At 64.2% G+C, this 18,983-nt stretch carries 18 protein-coding genes; 8 read left to right on the top strand and 10 right to left on the bottom strand.

Translation table 11 applies throughout. The features are described from left to right. Position 1: 1 nt before the first annotated feature. Positions 2-1,177, bottom strand: coding sequence for a glycosyltransferase family 4 protein (locus B015_RS0104910; RefSeq protein ID WP_018426551.1), 1,176 nt, complete (start codon positions 1,175-1,177; stop codon positions 2-4). A 167-nt stretch (positions 1,178-1,344) separates the two neighbouring features. On the opposite strand from B015_RS0104910, the gene B015_RS0104905 reads away from it, so the two are divergent. The 4 genes from B015_RS0104905 to proC all read left to right on the top strand — a co-directional run bounded on the left by B015_RS0104905 (position 1,345) and on the right by proC (position 5,656). Then, positions 1,345-2,343 (top strand): glycosyltransferase, encoded by a 999-nt coding sequence (locus B015_RS0104905; RefSeq protein ID WP_026226900.1) that lies wholly within the window; start codon positions 1,345-1,347, stop codon positions 2,341-2,343. Beyond that, positions 2,312-3,628, top strand: a complete 1,317-nt coding sequence (locus tag B015_RS0104900; protein WP_018426549.1) for an O-antigen ligase — start codon at positions 2,312-2,314, stop codon at positions 3,626-3,628. Before B015_RS0104905 ends, B015_RS0104900 begins: the two co-directional genes overlap by 32 nt. A 31-nt stretch (positions 3,629-3,659) precedes the next feature. Then, entirely contained in the window at positions 3,660-4,775 is a 1,116-nt protein-coding gene (locus B015_RS0104895) for a metallophosphoesterase (protein ID WP_018426548.1), read from the top strand. Positions 4,776-4,840: 65 nt separating this feature from the next. Further along, positions 4,841-5,656, top strand: coding sequence for a pyrroline-5-carboxylate reductase (proC, locus tag B015_RS0104890; RefSeq protein WP_018426547.1), 816 nt, complete (start codon positions 4,841-4,843; stop codon positions 5,654-5,656). Here proC and B015_RS0104885 read toward each other — a convergent pair whose 3' ends face one another. The 4 genes from B015_RS0104885 to modA all read right to left on the bottom strand — a co-directional run bounded on the left by B015_RS0104885 (position 5,657) and on the right by modA (position 8,716). Continuing rightward, positions 5,657-5,998: a winged helix-turn-helix domain-containing protein gene (locus tag B015_RS0104885; protein WP_018426546.1), complete on the bottom strand. Its 342-nt coding sequence runs from the start codon at positions 5,996-5,998 to the stop codon at positions 5,657-5,659. A gap of 15 nt (positions 5,999-6,013) precedes the next feature. Further along, positions 6,014-7,126: a molybdenum ABC transporter ATP-binding protein gene (modC, locus tag B015_RS0104880; RefSeq protein WP_018426545.1), complete on the bottom strand. Its 1,113-nt coding sequence runs from the start codon at positions 7,124-7,126 to the stop codon at positions 6,014-6,016. Beyond that, positions 7,123-7,824, bottom strand: a complete 702-nt coding sequence (modB, locus tag B015_RS0104875; protein WP_026226899.1) for a molybdate ABC transporter permease subunit — start codon at positions 7,822-7,824, stop codon at positions 7,123-7,125. Before modB ends, modC begins: the two co-directional genes overlap by 4 nt. Before the next feature lie 97 nt (positions 7,825-7,921). After that, entirely contained in the window at positions 7,922-8,716 is a 795-nt protein-coding gene (gene modA, locus B015_RS0104870; protein ID WP_026226898.1) for a molybdate ABC transporter substrate-binding protein, read from the bottom strand. Positions 8,717-9,004: 288 nt separating this feature from the next. Between modA and B015_RS0104865 the strand changes: the two genes are divergently transcribed. Continuing rightward, positions 9,005-9,856: a sulfite exporter TauE/SafE family protein gene (locus tag B015_RS0104865; protein WP_018426542.1), complete on the top strand. Its 852-nt coding sequence runs from the start codon at positions 9,005-9,007 to the stop codon at positions 9,854-9,856. Positions 9,857-9,920: 64 nt separating this feature from the next. Here the strand turns inward: B015_RS0104865 and pcaF are convergent, their stop codons facing one another. Genes pcaF through B015_RS0104850 form a run of 3 tightly spaced genes read right to left on the bottom strand, consistent with a single transcriptional unit; the run spans position 9,921 to position 12,778 of the window. Beyond that, the gene (pcaF, locus tag B015_RS0104860) at positions 9,921-11,126 is read right to left on the bottom strand and encodes a 3-oxoadipyl-CoA thiolase (protein ID WP_018426541.1); all 1,206 of its coding nucleotides are present in this window, start codon (positions 11,124-11,126) and stop codon (positions 9,921-9,923) included. Next, complete coding sequence (locus B015_RS0104855) at positions 11,127-11,924, bottom strand: CoA-transferase subunit beta (protein WP_018426540.1); 798 nt, start codon at positions 11,922-11,924, stop codon at positions 11,127-11,129. Beyond that, a complete protein-coding gene (locus B015_RS0104850) occupies positions 11,921-12,778 on the bottom strand; it encodes a CoA-transferase (protein ID WP_018426539.1) in 858 nt (285 codons plus the stop codon). Before B015_RS0104850 ends, B015_RS0104855 begins: the two co-directional genes overlap by 4 nt. Before the next feature lie 125 nt (positions 12,779-12,903). Between B015_RS0104850 and B015_RS0104845 the strand changes: the two genes are divergently transcribed. Further along, the gene (locus B015_RS0104845) at positions 12,904-13,680 is read left to right on the top strand and encodes an IclR family transcriptional regulator C-terminal domain-containing protein (protein WP_018426538.1); all 777 of its coding nucleotides are present in this window, start codon (positions 12,904-12,906) and stop codon (positions 13,678-13,680) included. On the opposite strand, the gene B015_RS0104840 is transcribed toward B015_RS0104845, so the two are convergent. Continuing rightward, positions 13,681-15,195, bottom strand: a complete 1,515-nt coding sequence (locus tag B015_RS0104840; protein WP_026226897.1) for an acetyl-CoA hydrolase/transferase family protein — start codon at positions 15,193-15,195, stop codon at positions 13,681-13,683. A gap of 142 nt (positions 15,196-15,337) precedes the next feature. Further along, positions 15,338-16,156, bottom strand: coding sequence for an endonuclease/exonuclease/phosphatase family protein (locus B015_RS0104835; RefSeq protein ID WP_018426536.1), 819 nt, complete (start codon positions 16,154-16,156; stop codon positions 15,338-15,340). A gap of 184 nt (positions 16,157-16,340) precedes the next feature. Between B015_RS0104835 and B015_RS0104830 the strand changes: the two genes are divergently transcribed. Then, positions 16,341-17,888, top strand: a complete 1,548-nt coding sequence (locus B015_RS0104830; RefSeq protein ID WP_018426535.1) for a phospholipase D family protein — start codon at positions 16,341-16,343, stop codon at positions 17,886-17,888. A gap of 111 nt (positions 17,889-17,999) precedes the next feature. After that, positions 18,000-18,935 carry a DUF535 family protein gene (locus B015_RS30460; RefSeq protein WP_018426534.1) on the top strand — a complete coding sequence of 312 codons (936 nt, stop codon included), beginning with the start codon at positions 18,000-18,002 and terminating at the stop codon, positions 18,933-18,935. Positions 18,936-18,983 lie beyond the last annotated feature (48 nt).

The raw sequence follows: 18,983 nt of genomic DNA, 5'->3' as shown, positions 1-18,983 counted from the left end.
CTCACGCCGCGGCCTCGCGAGCGTTTTCGCCCAGCTTTTGCAGGCCGAGGCGGACGGCCTTGTCGAGCGCAGCCTTCTGCCTGGCATGGAAATCAGCGCCATCGACATCGCCGACGCGCTGATCGACGGCCCGCTGCAGAGCTCTTGCAAAGGCAGCAGGATCGTCGGTCACGACGCAGTTTTCCGGCTTGTGGGCAATGCCGCGCAGCGAATGCGCTGTTGCCACCGACGGGAGGCCGAGTTCAAAGGTTTCGATGGTCTTGAGCTGAACACCGCTGCCCGAAGTGCTGACCAGCGGAATAACGGCGGCGCTACGTACGAAATCGATCGCATCGGGCACGCGGCCGACGAACTTCACTCCGGGATGCGCCGAAGCCATGCCTGACGGGGTGCTGCCGGCGATGTGGATACGGAAATCCCTGCGCAGATGCGGCACGACCTTGCCGAGAAACCAGTCGAGGCCGATCCTGTTGGGTTCCCACGTCCAGGTACCGATCAAAGCAGCATCGCATTCGATGCGGCGACTGCCCGCCATGGCCGGAAGCGCGGACCGCGTCACCAGCGGGAGTGCTGCCGAACGCGAGTCAGCATCGACGCCGAGTGCAGCGCGATCTTCCTCGGCCAGCGTGAAGACGAAACGGGCATTGCGGCACAGCCGCTTTTCGATGATTTCGAGCAGCCGCGCCTCGCGACGGAAAAGAGCGCGCTGGAAGGTACCGTCGGCGGCGCGGGCATTTTCGGCTGCCGAGCGGAACTCAACATTGTGAGCAACAAAGATCGACGGCTTGTCCTGGAAAACCGGCTCGAACGCTGCAGCCATCTGCACCGAATTCAGCACATAGCCGTCGACGGGACCGGCAGCCTTGATCGCCTGCCTCACCGTCTCTTCTGAGACGATGCGCAGTTTGGCCGAGGCGAAGGTCAGGCCCGAGGAGACCGCGCTCGCCAGCCAGGCCAGCTTGCGCGGCAAAGGTGCGGCATCGGTGCGCACGTCGACGGAGCCGAGCAGGATGGTGCTTTCAGGTTCCGACGGCGCCTTGCCGGGCCAGCCAAATCCGAGCACGGTTACGCGAACGCCGCTGCGCCGCAACGCGTCGATGATCGCCTGGTTGGCGATTTCGTAGCCCGAGGACAGGGCGCCATCGGGCACGATGGATGTGGCAAACAGCAAATGCATCACGACAAATTCCTGGTCACCGCCATAACAGGGCGCGGTTAACCCTTCATTGTGCAGTCCGGCTCCGGCATCAATTCGAGCCGTCGAACCGGCTCAAGGCGCGCCTTTGTTTAACCGACCGTTATCGGCGCGGTGTTAGTGAAAGGCTTCGAAAAACGGCGCCCGACATGACTGCACTGCCTCCACTTCGATCCGTGACCGTTGCCGGTCAGTCGCCCGCCCTGGCAGCGGATGCGGTGGACGTGGTGGTGACGCTGCCGACATTCCGGCGCCCGGAGCAATTGCTGGCGACACTCGATTCGCTCATTGGCCAGAAGACGATGCGCCGCTTCGCCGTCATCGTCATGGAGAACGATGCGGAGGGTGGCGAAGGCGTCCGGGCCGCGCTGCCGCTGTTCGAAGCGGGCAAGATCGACGGGATGGTCATCGTCGCCCATGAACGTGGCAACTGCAGCGCCTACAATGCCGGCTGGCACACCGCGCTGCTGCATTTTCCCAACTTCAGCCAGTTGCTGGTGATCGACGACGACGAACTCGCCGACCCACTCTGGCTGGAGACCATGTGCAAGGCGCAGGTGCGGCTTGGCGTCGACATTGTCGGCGGTCCTCAGGTTCCCGTCTTTGCCGAGCCCGCGCACCAGCGGTGGGCGACGCATCCGGTTTTTGCGCCGCCCTACACCACCACGGGCCGGGTCTCGGCACTTTACTCCTCCGGCAACCTGCTCATCAGCCGCGAGGTGCTGCTGGCGATGGGGCCGCCCTTTCTCGACCTGCGCTTCAACTTCATGGGCGGGGGCGATTCCGACTTTCTCAGTCGGTCGGCCCAGAAGGGCTTCAAGCTCGGCTGGTGCGCGGAAGGCAAGCTATTCGAGACCGTGCCGGCTCGGCGCGTCGAGCCGGACTGGATCAGGGCGCGCGGCCTGCGCAACGGGGTGATCTCGACGCTTGTCGCCAAGAAGAAATATGCGGGCACCCCGTTTGCCAACACGCGGGTGTTCCTGAAGAGCCTGGCGCTGCTTGCCGCATCGCCGCTGCGGGCCGCAAAACGCCTGATTTCAACGGGTTCGCTTTCGATCGCCGCCTATCCGATCCATGTTGCACTTGGCCGCGTACTGGTCGAGTTCGGTTACGCCAATGAGCAATACCGGCAGCCTGAGAAAAACTGAGACCGCCCCGCTGACGGCGGCCTTCACGCGGTCGGGCATCGCCACCGCGATCGCAACCGCGTTGCTGACCATCGTGATCATGTCGTTCCGCCCCTTCCAGCCGGCGGGCGCCGACGTGACCGGCGGTGGCGGTGACATCGTCAACCAGCTCGGCTTCGGCTCGCTGGGTGCTGCGTGCATCTTCGTGCTGCTGACTTTGGTGGAGCCCTCGCGGCTACGTGCCCTGGCCGGATTGCCATGGGCAATCCTGGTCGGCTTTTTCCTGATGTCGGTTGCCAATGCCATCGATCCTGCGGCGGCCTTCCGTGCCGCATCGTTCACACTGATCGGCATTCTCGCCATGTCGTGCGTCCTGATGCTGCCGCGCGACGCCGATTCCTTTTCGCTGGTGCTCGCTGTCGCCGGCTTTATCATTGTCGGCGTCAGCCTTGCCGGCGTCGTGGTCTATCCCAGTGTCGCGATCCACGGTGCCGACGGCGTCGAACCCGAGCATGCCGGGCTGTGGCGCGGCGCGTTCACCCACAAGAACATTGCCGGGCCGATCATGGCCTGCTTCAGCTTCGCCGGTATCTACCTATTCCGCCGCAACTGGCGCTGGAGCGGTGGCGCGCTGTTTCTCGCTGCCATGTTCTTCATGGCGCATACGGGATCGAAGACGACAGCCGGCCTGGTGCCACTGTCGATCATGTTCGTGATGCTGCCTGGGATCGTCGGAATGCGGCTGGGAACAGCGCTGCTGTTTGCCGTTGCGATCCTCGGCACCGCATTGGCGACGCTGGGCATCGTCTTCATCGATCCGCTGAAAGAGCTCGCTGCCTACTATTTCCCCGACCTTACCTACACCGGCCGCACCACGATCTGGGCCTTTGCCGGCGAGATGATCGCCAAGCAACCATGGTTCGGCTATGGCTATGAGAGTTTCTGGGGCATGCCTGTCGTCACCAACACCGACACGTCGTTCGACCAGGACTGGGACATCACCGGCATCGTTCACGGGCACAACGGTTATGTCGACCTTGCCGTGCAGATGGGCTTGCCGGCACTGATGGTAGCCGTCTACGTTTTCCTGATTGCCCCCCTGCGCGACTACATGCGCATCCCGCTCTACAAGGAGAACGTCTATCTCGGCGACTTCTTCATGATGGTGTTGCTGTTCACCTCGCTCAACGCGTTTCTCGAAAGCTTCTTCTTCCGCCGCGCCGATCCTGTGTGGATGTTCTTCGTCTTCGGCGTGCTCGGGCTGCGGCTGGCCTCGCGTATGGTGATCAGCAAGTCGGCCCCTTGATCGCCCGATGTGGCCGGGACATTGTCGCGCCATGGTTCATGCCCTCTCCCGACGACAGCTCCTCCTCCAGGCCGCCGGCGCCGGCGCGGTTTCTGTCCTCGGACTGCCCGGCGCACGCGCCGCCGCCTGGCCGAAGATCGAGGCGACATTTCTCTTTGCGTGCGACATCCACGCCTGCCGCATGGCAAGCGGGCTTAGTCCGCATTGCCTCGAGGAAGGCAAGACCGATGACAATTTGCGCCGCCATATCGCAGCGCTCAACAGGGTCGGCGAGTTGAACTGGCCGAGCGAGATCAATGGCGTACCGACCCAACTGGCCGGTTCTGGCAAGCGCATCGGGGCATCGCTCGGGCTGGTCATCGGCGGCGACATGACCGACGACGGCGGCGGCCAGGTGACCTTGCCGCATGAAGGCACGCAGCTCCTACAGTTCAGCCAGCGCTACCAGCAGGGCACCGGTCCCGACAGGGTCCATGTGCCCGTCTATGTCGGGCTCGGCAACCACGACCTCGACCAGGACGGCCCCCCCCCGCATGTCGACTGGTACCGCCGCGAGATGCGCGACTATGTCGAGATCAATCACCGGCCCAGCGTGTTCTTCAAGCCGCCGGTGCCCGCCGGCAATTACGACATGCTGTCGGACAGCTACTCCTGGGACTGGGGCGGGCTGCATCTGGTACAGACGCACCGCTTCGCCGGCGACACGGCCAAGGGAGCTGTAAGCGCGCTGGACTGGTTGAAACAGGACCTGAAGGACAATGCCGGAGACGGCCGTCCCGTCGTGCTGTTCCAGCATTATGGCTGGGATCCGTTTTCAACCGAGGCGTGGGATGCGGCCGCAAACACCTTCGACGACAGCGGCAGCGGCCAACCCCATTGGTGGAGCGACGACGACCGGAGAGCCTTGCTCCAGGCGATCGGCGGCTACAATGTCATCGGCATATTCCACGGCCACGAACACAAGGTACCTATGGCCTACAAGCGCAACGGGCTGGACCTGTTCAAGCCGATTGCCGCCTTCAAGGGCGGCTTCGCAGTGGTGCGCATCACCGACGCGTTCATGGACGTGGTTCTGGCAGAAGCAGGCCAGCAAGGCGACATTACCTTCACCAACGCCTTCACCAAGAAACTATCTGGCACACCCTGAAGCTGCGCTTCGCCCTTCCGCATAGCGGCAAGACCGTCTATGTCAGGAGTGTTCGGAGGCTTTGAATGACCATCAGACTGATCCTCGCCGGTTGCGGCAACATGGGCTATGCCATGCTCAAGGGCTGGCTGAATTCAGGCAAACTGGCTGCGGCGGAAACCTTCGTCGTCGAGCCCAATGCCGAGCTGCGCGCCCGTGCGGCCGAACTCGGCAGCCGCGTCGCATCGGAAGTCGGCGGCATCCCGGCTGACGCCGAGCCCGAAATCGTGGTGCTCGCGGTCAAGCCCCAGGTCATCAAGGATGTCACATCAGGCTACCGCCGCTTCGGCGATGGCCGCACGACCTTCGTCAGCGTCGCAGCAGGCACACCTGTCAGCACTTTCGCCGAAATCCTCGGGGCAAAGACGCCGATCGCCCGCTGCATGCCCAACACACCCGCGGCCATCGGCAAGGGCATGATGGTGGTCTATTCCAACGAGCATGTAACCGACGCGACCAAGGCTATGGTCGGCGACCTGCTCTCGGCCAGCGGCGAAGTTGCCGCCATCGCTGACGAAGGGCTGATGGACGCGGTCACCGCGGTGTCGGGTTCGGGCCCGGCCTACATCTTCCACTTCATCGAGAGCCTGACGGCTGCGGCAGAACATGCCGGCCTGCCGCCGGAGACGGCATCGCTGCTCGCCATGCAGACGGTCTATGGCGCGGCAAGCCTCGCCGCCGAAAGCCGCGAGGACCCGGCCGTGCTGCGCCGTCAGGTCACCAGCCCGAACGGCACCACGGCAGCGGCGCTCAACGTGCTGATGGGCGAGGACCGCCTGAAGAACCTGCTCACCGAAGCCGTCGAGGCGGCCCGGCTGCGTTCCATCGAGCTCGGCAAGTAGCTATTTCGCTTCGGCCTCGGCCTGCAGCGCCCGGATGTGGGGTGCTGCCGCCTCGTTGACGGCGCGCTCCATATCGCGGAACTGGCGCACGACCTGTTCGCCGACAAGCGTGAGCTCGGCGCCACCGCCATGCTTGCCGCCGGTCTTGGCCGCAACCAGCGGCTTTCCGAACATGTCCTTGAGCTCTTCCACCAGATCCCAGGCGCGCTTGTAGGACATTTCCATGGCGCGAGCCGCAGCCGAAATCGAGCCGGTGGCGGCGATCTGTTCGAGAAGCTCGACCTTACCCGGGCCGAGGCGGCCCTTGGGATCGAGATACAGGCGCAGGGTCAGGGATGGCATCGGCTACTCCAGTCTTCAGCTGGTTAGCACAAGCGGCGCACCCGGAGAAAGATTGGCGCGGTCGAAGGCAACAGTCTTGATGACCGCAAACACGTCGCGCCCGATGGCAAGATGCAGCGCCTCGAAAGACTGGCGGGTAATGCGCGACACCAGCAGGTCGCCATGGCAATCGACCTTGAGATCGACCTGAGTGCCGTCGACCTGATTGATCTCGGCGATGCGGCCGGCCAGAATGTTGAGCGCGCTGAGGCCTTTCGGCCGCTCGGTAGCGATCATCACGTCCCGCGCGCGGATGCGGACGCGCACCGTCGCACCTTCGTGCCTGTCGATGCGAGCTACGCGCATTTCGCCGGCCGCTGCGCCCAGCACGGTCATGCCAAAGACCTCGTCATGGGCCAGCACCTTCATCTCGAGGACTGCACCGCCCTCGCCCACCTCTTCCGGCGGCAGAAGGTCGAGGCGGCGCATGATCTCGCCGGTCGGCCCGGCAGCGGCCACCTTGCCGTTGCCCATGACGACGATGTCGGTGGCAAGCCGCGCCACCTCCGAGATCGAATGGCTGACATAGACGATAGGGATCCTGGTCTCGTCGCGCAACCGCTCGAGATAAGGCATGATCTCGGCCTTGCGGGCATCGTCGAGAGAGGCCAGCGGCTCGTCCATCAAGAGCAGCTTCGGGCTCGCCAGCAGCGCCCGGCCGATGGCAACCCGCTGCTTTTCGCCACCTGACAGCAGCGACGGCCGACGCGCCAGCAGATGGCCGATGCCGAGCATATCCACCACGCGGTCGAAGTCGGCATAACGCTCGGCGCGCGGCGTGAACCAGCGGCCATAGGTCAGGTTGGAGCGCACCGTCAGATGCGGGAACAGCCGGGCGTCCTGAAACACGAAGCCGACGCGCCGCTTGTGGGCAGGCACGAAGCTGCGCGTGGCGGTGTCGACCAGCGTACGCCCGTCGATGACGATCCGCCCGGCATCCGGACGGATCAGCCCGGCGATGATGTTGATGAGTGAGGTCTTGCCCGAGCCCGACGGGCCGAACAGCGCAGTCAGATGACCGCTGCTTTCGAAGCGGGCTTCGAGCTGAAGGGCGCCGAGACGGTGGCTGACATCGACCGAGAGCGTCATTCGACATCCATACGCTTGCCGATGCGGCGCGCCAGCATTTCCGAGACGACCAGTGCCGCCATCGAGATGATGATCGAAATCAGGGTCAGGCGCATGGCCCCGGCGTCGCCGCCCGGCACCTGGGTGAAGGTGTAGATTGCCGACGGCAGCGTCTGGGTTTCGCCCGGGATGTTGGAGACGAAGGTGATGGTGGCGCCGAATTCGCCCATGGCCTTGGCGAAAGACAGGATCATGCCGGCGACGATACCCGGCAGCACCAGAGGCAGGGTGACAGTGGCAAACACCCAGAGCGGGCTCGCGCCCAATGTTCCGGCCGCGGATTCCAGGCGGCGGTCGACCGCCTCGATGGACAAGCGGATAGCGCGCACCATAAGCGGAAAGCCCATGACGGCGCAGGCAAGTGCTGCACCAGTCCAGCGGAAGGAGAAAACAATGCCGAAATTGTCGGCGAGGAAGGCGCCTATCGGTCCACGACGGCCGAAGCTGAGCAGCAGCAGATAGCCGGTGACGACAGGCGGCAGCACGAGCGGCAGGTGAACGATGCCGTTGAGCAGCGACTTGCCCCAGAAATTCTTCCGCGCAAGCACCAAGGCAACAAGGATGCCGAGCGGCAGGCTGCCCACCATCGCCCACAGCCCGACCTTTATCGACAGGTGGACCGCATTCCATTCGTCAGGAGTGAGGTCCAGTATTCCCAAGTCGCATTCCCTCAAAAAACCTGTCCCACCCCGTCATCCGGGATGGGACGTTTGTCCCCAATAGCGGGAGCTTAGCTGCAAAGCGGTAAACCAGTCGCTATTTGGCTAGCACGGTGAAGCCCTGGGCTTCGAACAGTTCCTTGGCCTTGGCGGACTGAAGATACTTCACGTATTCGGCAGCGTCCGCGTTCTTGGATTCTGCCGTCACGCCGACCGGATAGACGATGGGAGGATGCGAGTCTTCCGGGAAGACGCCGACGATCTTCACGCCCGGCTCGGCCATTGCGTCGGTCTGGTAGACGATGCCGAGCGGCGCTTCACCGGTCGAGACCAGCTTGAGGGCGGCACGCACGTTTTCAGCCTGGGCGACCTTGCCCTCGACCGACGACCAGACGCCGAGCTTCTCGAGCGCCGCCTTGCCATATTTGCCGGCAGGTACGGCCTTGACGTCGCCCATGGCGAGACGGCCTTCGCCGAGCAGTCCGGCGAGGTCGAAATTCGCGGCGATGTCAGCCTTGGCGGCCGAATCCTTCGGCGCAACGAGCACGATGCGGTTGCCCAGAAGCTTCACGTCGGAACCTTCCTTGATGAGCTTCTTGTCGGCGAGGTACTTCATCCAGTCGAGATCGGCCGAGATGAACACGTCGGCAGGCGCACCTTCCTCGATCTGCTTGGCCAGCGCCGAGCTTGCCGCATAAGACGCGGTCGCCTGCTTGCCGCTCTCGGTCTTCCAGGCTGCGTCGATGGCGTCGAGCGCGTTCTTGAGGCTCGCCGCTGCAAACACGACAACATCGCCTTCGGCCCGTGCCGACGGCATGCCAAACGACAGCGCGACGGCCAGGCCGCCTGCCATTGCGGCAAGCCGCAAACCAAATCCCCTACGTGTGAACATGATGATCCCTCCGTCATTGTCGGCCGATTTGCGCCGAGTTCGTTATATTCATATGGATATAGCAGTGGGCAGGCAACTACCCATAGAGGTGGTTTTGGTAGAAAGAGTTGCGGCAACAGCAGCGGCTATGGGGCAGCGGTTACGAGCCTGGGTTGGCACTGCAATCCGGGGGAGACTGGCCCCCATGTTCGTGGCATATGTGACTGGCTTACCATGGGGGATGGGAGCCTTGGCGGCCACGCCGACGCATTCTCCCCTTTCGTCACCGCAATAAGAGTTCCCCCTGACATGTCCGGCATCACCACATTCGACCTCATCTGGCTCGCTATTGCGCTTCTTGGCGCGGGTGCCATCACCGGCCTGCTCGCCGGCGTGTTCGGCGTCGGCGGCGGCACCGTCATCGTGCCGGTGCTGTACGAACTGTTCCAAGCTGTCGGGGTTCCTGAGGAGGTACGCATGCCGCTCTGCGTCGGCACCTCGCTCGCCATCATCATCCCGACCTCGATCCGCTCGTTCAACGCCCACCGCGCCAAGGGTGCCGTCGACATGGCGATCCTCAAGCAATGGGCCATACCGGTGGTGGTCGGCGTCATCATGGGCAGCGTCATTGCGCGCTATGCGCCCGCCGACCTGTTCAAGGCCATCTTCGTCATCGTCGCCGGCATCTCGGCGATCCGCCTGCTGTTCGGCAAGGATTCCTGGCGCCTCGGCCTGGAGATGCCGGGCAAGCTGGTGATGAACGTTTATGGTTGGATCATCGGCGTGCTGTCGAGCCTGATGGGCATCGGCGGCGGCCAGCTGTCCAACCTGTTCATGACCTTCTACGGCCGGCCTATCCACCAGGCGGTGGCGACCTCGTCGGGCCTCGGCGTGCTGATCTCGGTGCCGGGCGCTCTCGGCTACATCTATGCCGGCTGGCCGCGCGCTGCCCAGTATCCCGATGTGGCCGCGCTGCAGTTTCCGCTGTCGCTCGGCTATGTCTCGCTGGTCGGCCTGATCCTGTTCGTGCCGACCAGTGTGCTGACAGCACCGTTGGGCGCAAAGCTTGCCCATGCGCTGTCGAAGCGGAAGCTTGAGGTTGCCTTCGGCATATTCCTGCTTCTGATCAGCTTGCGCTTCCTGTTCAGTCTGTTCGACTGATGCCTTTGCCCAAATGAAAACGCCCGGCAATGCCGGGCGTTTGCACATCAGAGAAAGAAGTCGGTCACGCCCTTTCGAGCGCGACCGCGATGCCTTGGCCGACGCCGATGCACATGGTGGCCAGCGCCAGCTTGCCACCGCGCAGGCCAAGCTCGAGCGCTGCGGTGCCGGCAATGCGGGCGCCCGACATGCCCAGCGGATGACCGAGCGCGATCGCCCCGCCATTCGGGTTCACATGCCCGGCGTCCTCGGCAATGCCGAGCTCGCGCAGCACGGCGATACCCTGCGAGGCGAAGGCTTCGTTCAGCTCAATGACATCGAAGTCGGAAGGCGAAATGCCCAGCCGTGCGCACAGCTTGCTGGTTGCCGGCGCTGGGCCGATGCCCATGATGCGCGGGGCAACACCGGCGGCTGCACCGCCAAGCACGCGCGCGATCGGCGTGAGGCCGTATTTCTTCACTGCGACCTCGGAGGCAACGATCAGCGCGGCAGCACCGTCATTGACGCCGGAGGCATTGCCGGCCGTCACCGTGCCACCCTCCCGGAACGGCGTCGGCAGCTTGGCCAAAGTCTCGATGGTGGTGCCGGCGCGCGGATGCTCGTCCTTGGCGACGACTGTTGCATCGCCCTTGCGCTGCGGGATCGTCACCGGCGTGATCTCCTTGTCGAGGCGACCGCTCTCCTGCGCTGCGACAGCCTTGTTCTGGCTGCGCACGGCAAAGGCGTCCTGGTCGGCACGACTGACCGAGAATTCCTCGGCCACGTTCTCGCCGGTCTCCGGCATCGAATCGATGCCGTACTGCCTCTTCATCACCGGGTTGACGAAACGCCAGCCGATGGTGGTGTCGTGGATTTCGGCGTGACGCGAAAACGCTGCATCTGCCTTGGGCATGACGAAGGGCGCGCGGCTCATGCTCTCGACGCCGCCTGCGATCATCAACTCCGCTTCGCCGGCCTTGATGGCGCGAGCAGCCGCAATCAGCGCGTCCATGCCCGAGCCGCAGAGGCGGTTGATGGTCGTGCCCGACACGTCCTGCGGCAGTCCGGCCAGAAGCAGCGACATGCGCGCGACGTTGCGGTTGTCCTCGCCGGCCTGGTTGGCGCAGCCGAAGATCACGTCGTCAATGGCGGCCCAGTCGACCGAGGCGTTGCGCGCGACCAACGCCTTCAGCGGGATGGCGCCGAGATCGTCGGCGCGCACCGAAGACAGCGAGCCGCCAAAGCGGCCGATCGGCGTGCGGATGTAGTCGCAGATATAGGCCTCGGCCATTCATGATCCTCCCTGTACAGATGCCTGGCCGCTATGGGCGGCGTCGGTGCGCGCCTTTAAATCACGCAGCGTCTGCAATTCCAACCGGCTTGGCTCGGCTGTTTCGGCAAGCGTGTCGGCAAACTTCACCGTCCAGCCGCAGGTCTCTTGCACATGATCGCGGGTGACGCCGGGATGCAGCGAGACGACGGTGAATTCCTTGGTGACAGGATCCGGCTTCCAGATCGCCAAATCGGTGATCAAAAGCGTCGGGCCCTTGGTGTCGATGCCGAGGCGCTGGCGGTGGTCGCCGCCGTCGCCATGGCCGAACGAAGTGTAGAAGTCGATCTTCTCGACCATGCCGCGCCTGGATTGCGCCATGGTGACGTAGATCTCCTTCGACGACGTCGCGATCTCCGGCGCGCCACCACCGCCCGGAAGACGGGTCTTGGGGTGGGCGTAATCGCCGATGACAGTGGTGTTGATGTTGCCGAACCTATCGAGCTGAGCGGCGCCGAGGAAGCCGATGGAGATGCGCCCGCCCTGCAGCCAGTAGCGGAACATCTCCGGCACCGACACGGTGGTGACGGCAGTGTCACACAGTTCGCCGTCGCCGATCGAAAGCGGCAGCACGTCGGGCGCCGTGCCGATGGTGCCGGATTCGTAGATCAGCGTGATGTCGGGCGCATGCGTCAGCCGCGCCACGTTGCAGGCAGCCGACGGCGCGCCGATGCCAACAAAGCAGACATCGTCGCCCTTGAGCGCGCGCGAGGCGGCAATGGTCATCATTTCGTTTGGGGTGAAGCCGAGTTCGCTCATGCCACGTTCCTCAGCTGTTCGACGCGGGCCGCGAAATCGTCGGCGGTCTTTTCGATGACGTTCTTCTGCATCCACTCGCGGAAGCGGTCGCGGTCGGCTGATATTTCGTCCCATTCGAGATAAGACGCATTGTCCCTGACGTAGTAGCCATGGGCGTAGGATGGATGCGCCCCGCCAGGTACGACCGAGATGGCCGTTACCGACCAGTTGGGCAGCACCGTCAGGTTCGGATGCAGGTCGTCGAAATTATCGACCACCTCCTCGACGGTCACCACGGCGCGCCTGGCGGCAAGGGCCGCCTCCTTCTGGATGCCGATGATGCCCTCGACCAGCACATCGCCCTTCCTGTTGGCCTTCTGCGCGTGGATGAATGTGACGTCGGGCCGAACCGAAGGAACGGCCGCAAGCACCTCGCCTGAAAACGGGCAGGTCACCGACTTGATGTTGGGGTTGACCCTGGCAAGTTCGGCGCCGCGATACCCTCGAAAGATGGCGCAAGGCAGACCCGCAGCACCCGCCTCATAGGCATTGGCCATGGCGGCGTGGCTGTGCTCCTCGATCTCCAGCGCATGCGGAAAACCGTTCTCGACGGCATCGCGCAGGCGGCGCAGCAGGCCGACGCCAGGATTGCCGGCATAGGAAAAGATTGCCTTCTTTGCCATGCCCATGCCGATCATCTGGTCATAGACCAGGTCAGGCGTCATGCGCACCAGCGTCAGGTCCTTGAAGCCCTGGCGGATCGCCTCATGCGCGGCCGCAGTGGGAATGAGATGGGTGAAGCCTTCAAAGGCCACCGTGTCGCCGTTGTTGAGATTTTCGGCAACTGCCTTCGACAGGGGAAGAAACTTGGCCATCGCAATTTGCCTCGGTCACCAAAAGTTCGCATTGCGAACAATTGTTTTATATGCGATACATTTTTGATGCAGGATGTCGCCGGTGTCAATGGCTCTGGCGTCTGACACTATCGGAAGGGGCCGCCATGGACGGCGATGCGGACAGCAGGCGCGACCACGTCACCTCACTCGAGCGCGGACTGGGCGTGATGGAGATTCTCGCCGCGCACCCGACAGGCCTCACGCTTTCGGAAACGGCCGACAAAGCAGGGCTGACGCGCGCAGGCGCGCGCCGCTTCCTGCTGACGCTGGTGGCGACGGGATATGCGGTGCAGACGGGACGCCATTTCTCGCTGTCACCAAGGCTTTTGACGCAGGCGCGTACCTGGCTTCAGGGTGTGCCGTTGTGGACCTTCGCCGAACCCTTCATGAAAGAGACGGCAGCGACGCTGAACGAATCCTGCTCGGCAGCGATCCTGTCGGGCGAAGACATGGTCTATGTCGCGCGCGTGCCCGGCCCCCGCATCATTGCGGTTGACCTGCAGGTCGGAGCGCATTTGCCTGCCTTCTGCACGGCGATGGGGCGTGTGCTGCTGTCGGGACTTGCCGATGCCGAGCTGGAAGTCTTTCTGGCGCGGGCAACTGTCGCCCGGCGTACGCCAAAGACCGAAACCGACAGGGCAAAGCTCGTGAACATCATCGCCGGGGTACGGAGGGAGGGCTTTGCGCTGGTCGACGAAGAACTGGAGATCGGCCTGCGCTCGATCGCCGTACCGTTGCGCGACCGGTCGGGCGCAATCGTCGCCGCAGTGAACGTGTCGACACAATCGGCCCGCCATACGCCGGCCGAGATGGAAGCCCAGATTCTGCCGATCCTGAGGACGACAGCCGCAAGGATCAGCGACTTCTTTGCCGTTCAGTGATCAGGGCCGCATCGAGCCTGTGTCGACGTAGCGCTGGTGCCAGGACAGAGCCTCGTTGAGCAATGACGGCGACTGCAGGCCATAAGAGCCGCGCATCGCCCGCTCAAAATAATCTGACAGTGCCGGACGATAGTCCGGATGAGCACAGTTCTCGATGATGAACCGCGCCCGCTGCTTGGGCGACAGGCCACGCAGGTCTGCGAGGCCCTGCTCGGTGACGAGCACCTGCACATCCTGGTTGATGTGGTCGACATGGCTCGCCTGCGGCACGATGGCCGAGATCTTGCCGCCCTTCGCCGTCGACGGCGTCATGAAGATCGAGACATAGGCATTGCGGGCGAAATCGCCGGAACCGCCGATGCCGTTCTGGATGCGCGAGCCCATGATGTGGGTCGAGTTCACATTGCCGTAGATGTCGGCCTCGATCAGGCCGTTCATGGCGATGCAACCCAGGCGCCGGATCAGCTCCGGGTGATTGCTGACCTCCTGCGGGCGCAGGATCATCTTGTCGCGATAGCGGCCCAGGTCGGCGTTGAGGCTTGCCGCAGCTTCCGGGCTCAACGAAAAGGCAGTGGCCGAGGCCATGCGCAGCTTGCCCGAGTCGATCAGGTCGAGCATGCCGTCCTGGATGACCTCGGTGAAGGCCGTCATGTTCTCGAACGGCCCGTCGACAAGCCCGGTCAGAACGGCATTGGCGATGTTGCCGACACCCGACTGGATCGGCAGCAGCGACGCCGGCAGCCGCCCCTTCTTCACCTCATGGGCGAAGAATTCGAGCAGATGGCCGGCAATGGCATGGGCCGTTTCGTCGGGCTTGGAGAACGGCAGGTTGCGATCAGGCGCATCGGTCTCGACGATGGCCACGATCTTTTCCGGGTCGCAGCGGAAGAAGGTTTCACCGATGCGGTCGTCCGCCTTGACCAGCGGGATCGGCACGCGATGCGGCGGAAGTGCCGTGCCGTAGTAGATGTCGTGCATGCCTTCGAGCTCGGCATTCTGCCAGCGGTTGACCTCGAGGATCACCTTTTCGGCCCGGTCGAGCCAGGTCTTGTTGTTGCCGACCGACGACGACGGCACCAGCGAACCGTCTGGCCGGATAGCCGAAACTTCCACGACCGCGGTGTCGAGCGGCCCGAGGAAACCCTGCCAGGCGACTGGCGCCACCTGGCTCAGATGCATGTCGAAATATTCCATCTCGCCGCGATTGATCTTGTCGCGTGCGATGGGATCGGAATTGTAGGGGAGACGGAATTCGATGCCGTCGGCCTTGGCCAGCGCGCCGTCGAGTTCGGGGCCGGTGGAAGCACCGGTCCAGACGCGCAGGGAGAACGGATTGCCCTTGGCGTGCTCGGCCTCGATGCGGGCGGCAAGCGCCAGGGGGACGGTCTTGGGATAGCCGGAGCCGGTAAAACCACTCATGCCGACGGTGCTGTCGGGCCTGATCAGGGAGGCCGCGTCCTCGGCGCTCATCACCTTCGAACGCAGGCTTTCGCAGCCAATCCGTGTCTGAACCATGCTCGCCTCTCCAGCGCCTGTCGTTTCGTCCCTCTCCCACAGCCGGCATGTTTGCCGGGTCCCGTTTTTACGGAGGTGATATGGCAACCACCTGCGCACGCAAGGGGCAATAATGACGCGCCGGCCTTACGCTGGGGCCGTTTCAGGCGGCAGCGGCCATGCCGCCGCGCTTGCCGCTCAGGCGGATCACGGCCCTGATCGGCAGGTGATCGGAGGCGATGCGGGCGAGCGCGGTGTCATGCGCCTGCACATCGGTGAGCAGGTTGTGCGGGCGGACCATGACACGATCAAGCGCAAGCACGGGGAAGCGCGACGGGAAGCTGGGAACGATGGCATGTGCCGGGCCGAAGGCCGGCTCCAGGCTGCGCAGCGACGAACGCTTGCCCAGCCGCCACTCGTTGAGATCGCCAACCAGCACGGTCGGCTTGTCGCTGTGCAGTTCGGCCGCAGTCAGAAGCGTGCCGGCCTGCAACTTGCGCGAATGGCGCAAAAGCCCGAAATGCGCGGCGATGACGCGCAGCGGGCCGGCCTCCAGTTCGAGATCGACAATGACAGCGCCGCGCGGCTCGGCACCCGGCAACACCAGCTGCCTGGCCGAGGCGACCGAGCCCTTCCTGAACAGGACGACATTGCCGTGCCAACCATGGCTCTTGAGACGTCCTGCAAGCGGCACCGGGATGAGGCCCGTCTCGCGCTCGACGGCGGCAAGGTCGAGCAGGCCGGCGCGGTCGCCGAAGCGCTGGTCGGCCTCCTGCAGGGCGATGACGTCGGCGTCGATCTCGGAAATGACCTGCATCGTCCGCACCGGGTCGAAGCGACGGTCGAGCCCGACACATTTGTGGACGTTGTAGGAAGCAACGACGATTTCGCTGTGGGTGCCTGTTTCGGAAACGGAATCGCCATCGTGATGGCGGGGGGCGACAGGATGGCGCGAGGCACCTTCCTTGTCCCGAATCTCCAAGCCTTGTCTGCTAGCCATCACGCGTCTGGAATCTCTGGGAAATTCATGTTCAGTTGCGGCATGCGTCGCCGTTCAGTCTAACCTATATGGTTGCAGTGTTCGAGTTTTTCCACATCGGCCAGCAGTGCCATCCACCGCATTGGCGTGGCAAACTTATGGCTATGGGAGGCTGGCGGCTCGGCGCATGAAGCTCATCGGCATCGTCATTGCCGTTACTGGCATCCTGGTCATCGCTTCGCTGCTGGCGGTCTATGCCTATGGCCGCTTCGCCAGGCGCGCGCGCGGCGAGCCGTCGCATGCGCTTACCAAGACGGGCACGGCCGAATTCGACACGCTGGTCTCGCAGCTCACCGACAACCACACCGGCCAGAGCGGCCTTGCCTTGCTGTCCAGCAACCTGCATGCCTTTGCGGTGCGCGCCTATACCGCCCGGCACGCACAGCGCAGCCTCGACCTGCAATATTACTATTGGAAGGACGACCTGACCGGCGGCCTGCTTTCCCGCGAGGTGCTCGGGGCTGCCGACCGTGGCGTCCGCGTCAGGCTGATCCTCGACGACATCAATGCCAGGGGCTATGACCCCAACTACCTTGCGCTCGACAGCCATCCCAACATCGAAGTCAGGCTGTTCAATCCGAGCTGGGCGCGCGCCTTTGGCCTGCAGCGCGGCATCGAGCTCATCCTGCGGGCCGTGCGCACCACAAGGCGCATGCACAACAAGGCCTGGATCTCGGACGGCAGGCTGGCGATCGTCGGCGGTCGCAACATCGGCGACGCCTATTTCGACGCCTCGGAAGAATCGAATTTCCGCGACATGGACCTTCTGCTCGTCGGCCCCGCCGTCGAACAGGCCGAGAGCATCTTTGACCGCTTCTGGAACAGCGAAGCCGTGCTGCCCATCCGCCACGTCACCGGCATGGCCAAGGGGGACCTGCCAGCCTTGCGGGCCCGGCTCGAGAAGGTCGCGACCATGGGGCTTGCCGCGCCCTACATCCACCGCGTCGCCGCGGAAAGCCGCGAATGGTCTACCGCCGGCACAGGCAAGCTGCGCTGGACAAGCGAGGCGGTGGTCGTCTCCGACCCGCCGGAAAAGGCCATGGGCGCAGGCGAAGACGGCTGGCTGATGACAGCGCTTCGGCCGGTGCTGTTCTCGGCCAAGCGCGAACTCAAGATCGTTTCGCCCTATTTCATCCCCGGCGAGGGCGGCACGCGCCAGCTTTCGGCGCTTGCCGAACAGGGCGTCAAGGTCACCGTGCTGACCAATTCACTGGCCGCCACCGACGTGGCCGCCGTGCATGGCGCTTACGCGCGCTATCGCAAGCCGCTGCTTGCGGCCGGTGTACACATGTTCGAACTCAAGCCCGAGGATGAGCGCACTGATCTGTCGCTGTTCGGCTCCAAGGGTGCCAGCCTGCACACCAAGGCTTTTGTCGCCGACATTTCGGCCGGCTTCGTCGGCTCGTTCAACTTCGATCCGCGCTCGGCTTCGCTCAACACCGAGATGGGCGTGCTATTCAGGCAGGAGGAACTGGCCAGCGAGGTCGCGGCTGTGATCGCCTCGCAGATATCGCCGCACTGCGCGTTCCAGCTGGCACTCGACGACGGGCGTATCAGCTGGACGGACACGGATTCCCACGAAGCCGACGAACTCGGCCACGAACCGCGCGCAAGTCTGCGGCGGCGGCTCATCGCCTGGCTGATCGGCTATCTGCCGATCGAATCCCAACTGTAACCGTTTCACACCCTTCCCGCCCTGGGTGCAATGCAGGCGTAACCCAATGGGCCCTTTAGATGTGCCGCGCCGGTCGAACGACCGGGGCAAATCAGCTTGAGGGGTGCGCCCGTGCGTCACGAATGGAACCCGGACCTTGGCCGGCAGCAACCGGATTCGGCCAACACTCCGGCCGCGCGCGGCGGCTCGGTCGCCTGGCAGGTGCTGAGCCTCGGCAGGCGCCTGACGCTCAAGCGCTCGCTCACCTTCTGCCTTCGGCTGGCGATCCGCCCCGCGACCACGCTGCGCTGGCTGCGCTTCGTCGGCGACTTCGGCGCGGATCAGGGGCTCGGCCGTCCGCATGACGACCTCCTGCGCAAGTCGACTGCGGCGTTCTTCCTGCATGGAGCGCCAAGCCGCTGGCGTCTCGACCTCCTCACCGACAGCTTCCGCATCGCCGCCGAATTGATGGCCCAGGCCGATCTGGCCACGCTTTGGCAGGGCGGCAGACTTGTTCTCGGAACGGTCGCCGGCCGCACCGACAGCTATCTGGTCGAGATGCGGCTCGCCGACCATTGCGGCTGCCGGCACGAGGGCGCCTTTTCCCTGCGCCTGCGTCGCACCAGCGACGACTACCTTTTATGGACAGCCACCTTCATCTTCACCGAAAACAGCGGCAATACCGCCGCCATCGGCGGCATGCAGGGCCCGAAGGGCGATGCCGCCAAGCGCGCCATAATTGCGGCGACACGCTGCATGGGCGGGCTCCGGCCAAAGGATGCGATGCTGCTGGTTTTCCAGGGCCTCGCCACGTCGACCGGCGCACCGCATGTATTGGCGGTGTCCAACGCAGGCCATGTCATCAACCAGCGCCGCGCCAAGCGCCGGGGCATGATGCAGGCCGACCTCGACGACTACTGGGCCGAACGCGGCGGTCTTGTCGCGGCGCCCTTCGGCTACAGGATCCCCTGCCCGCCCCCGGCGCCTGCCGACGAGGGCCGCCGGCGCGACTACAGCAAATCCGCCTTCTGGCAGATCGGCCGCCGCATCAACCGGGCCTGCCGCTGATTTTTCCGCTACACTTGCCGACGAAACAGCCATGCCGGGACGATATGC

It is taken from the genome of Hoeflea sp. 108 (assembly GCF_000372965.1).
Taxonomy (GTDB): Bacteria; Pseudomonadota; Alphaproteobacteria; order Rhizobiales; family Rhizobiaceae; genus Aminobacter.
This window is presented reverse-complemented; position numbering and strand designations above follow the sequence as displayed.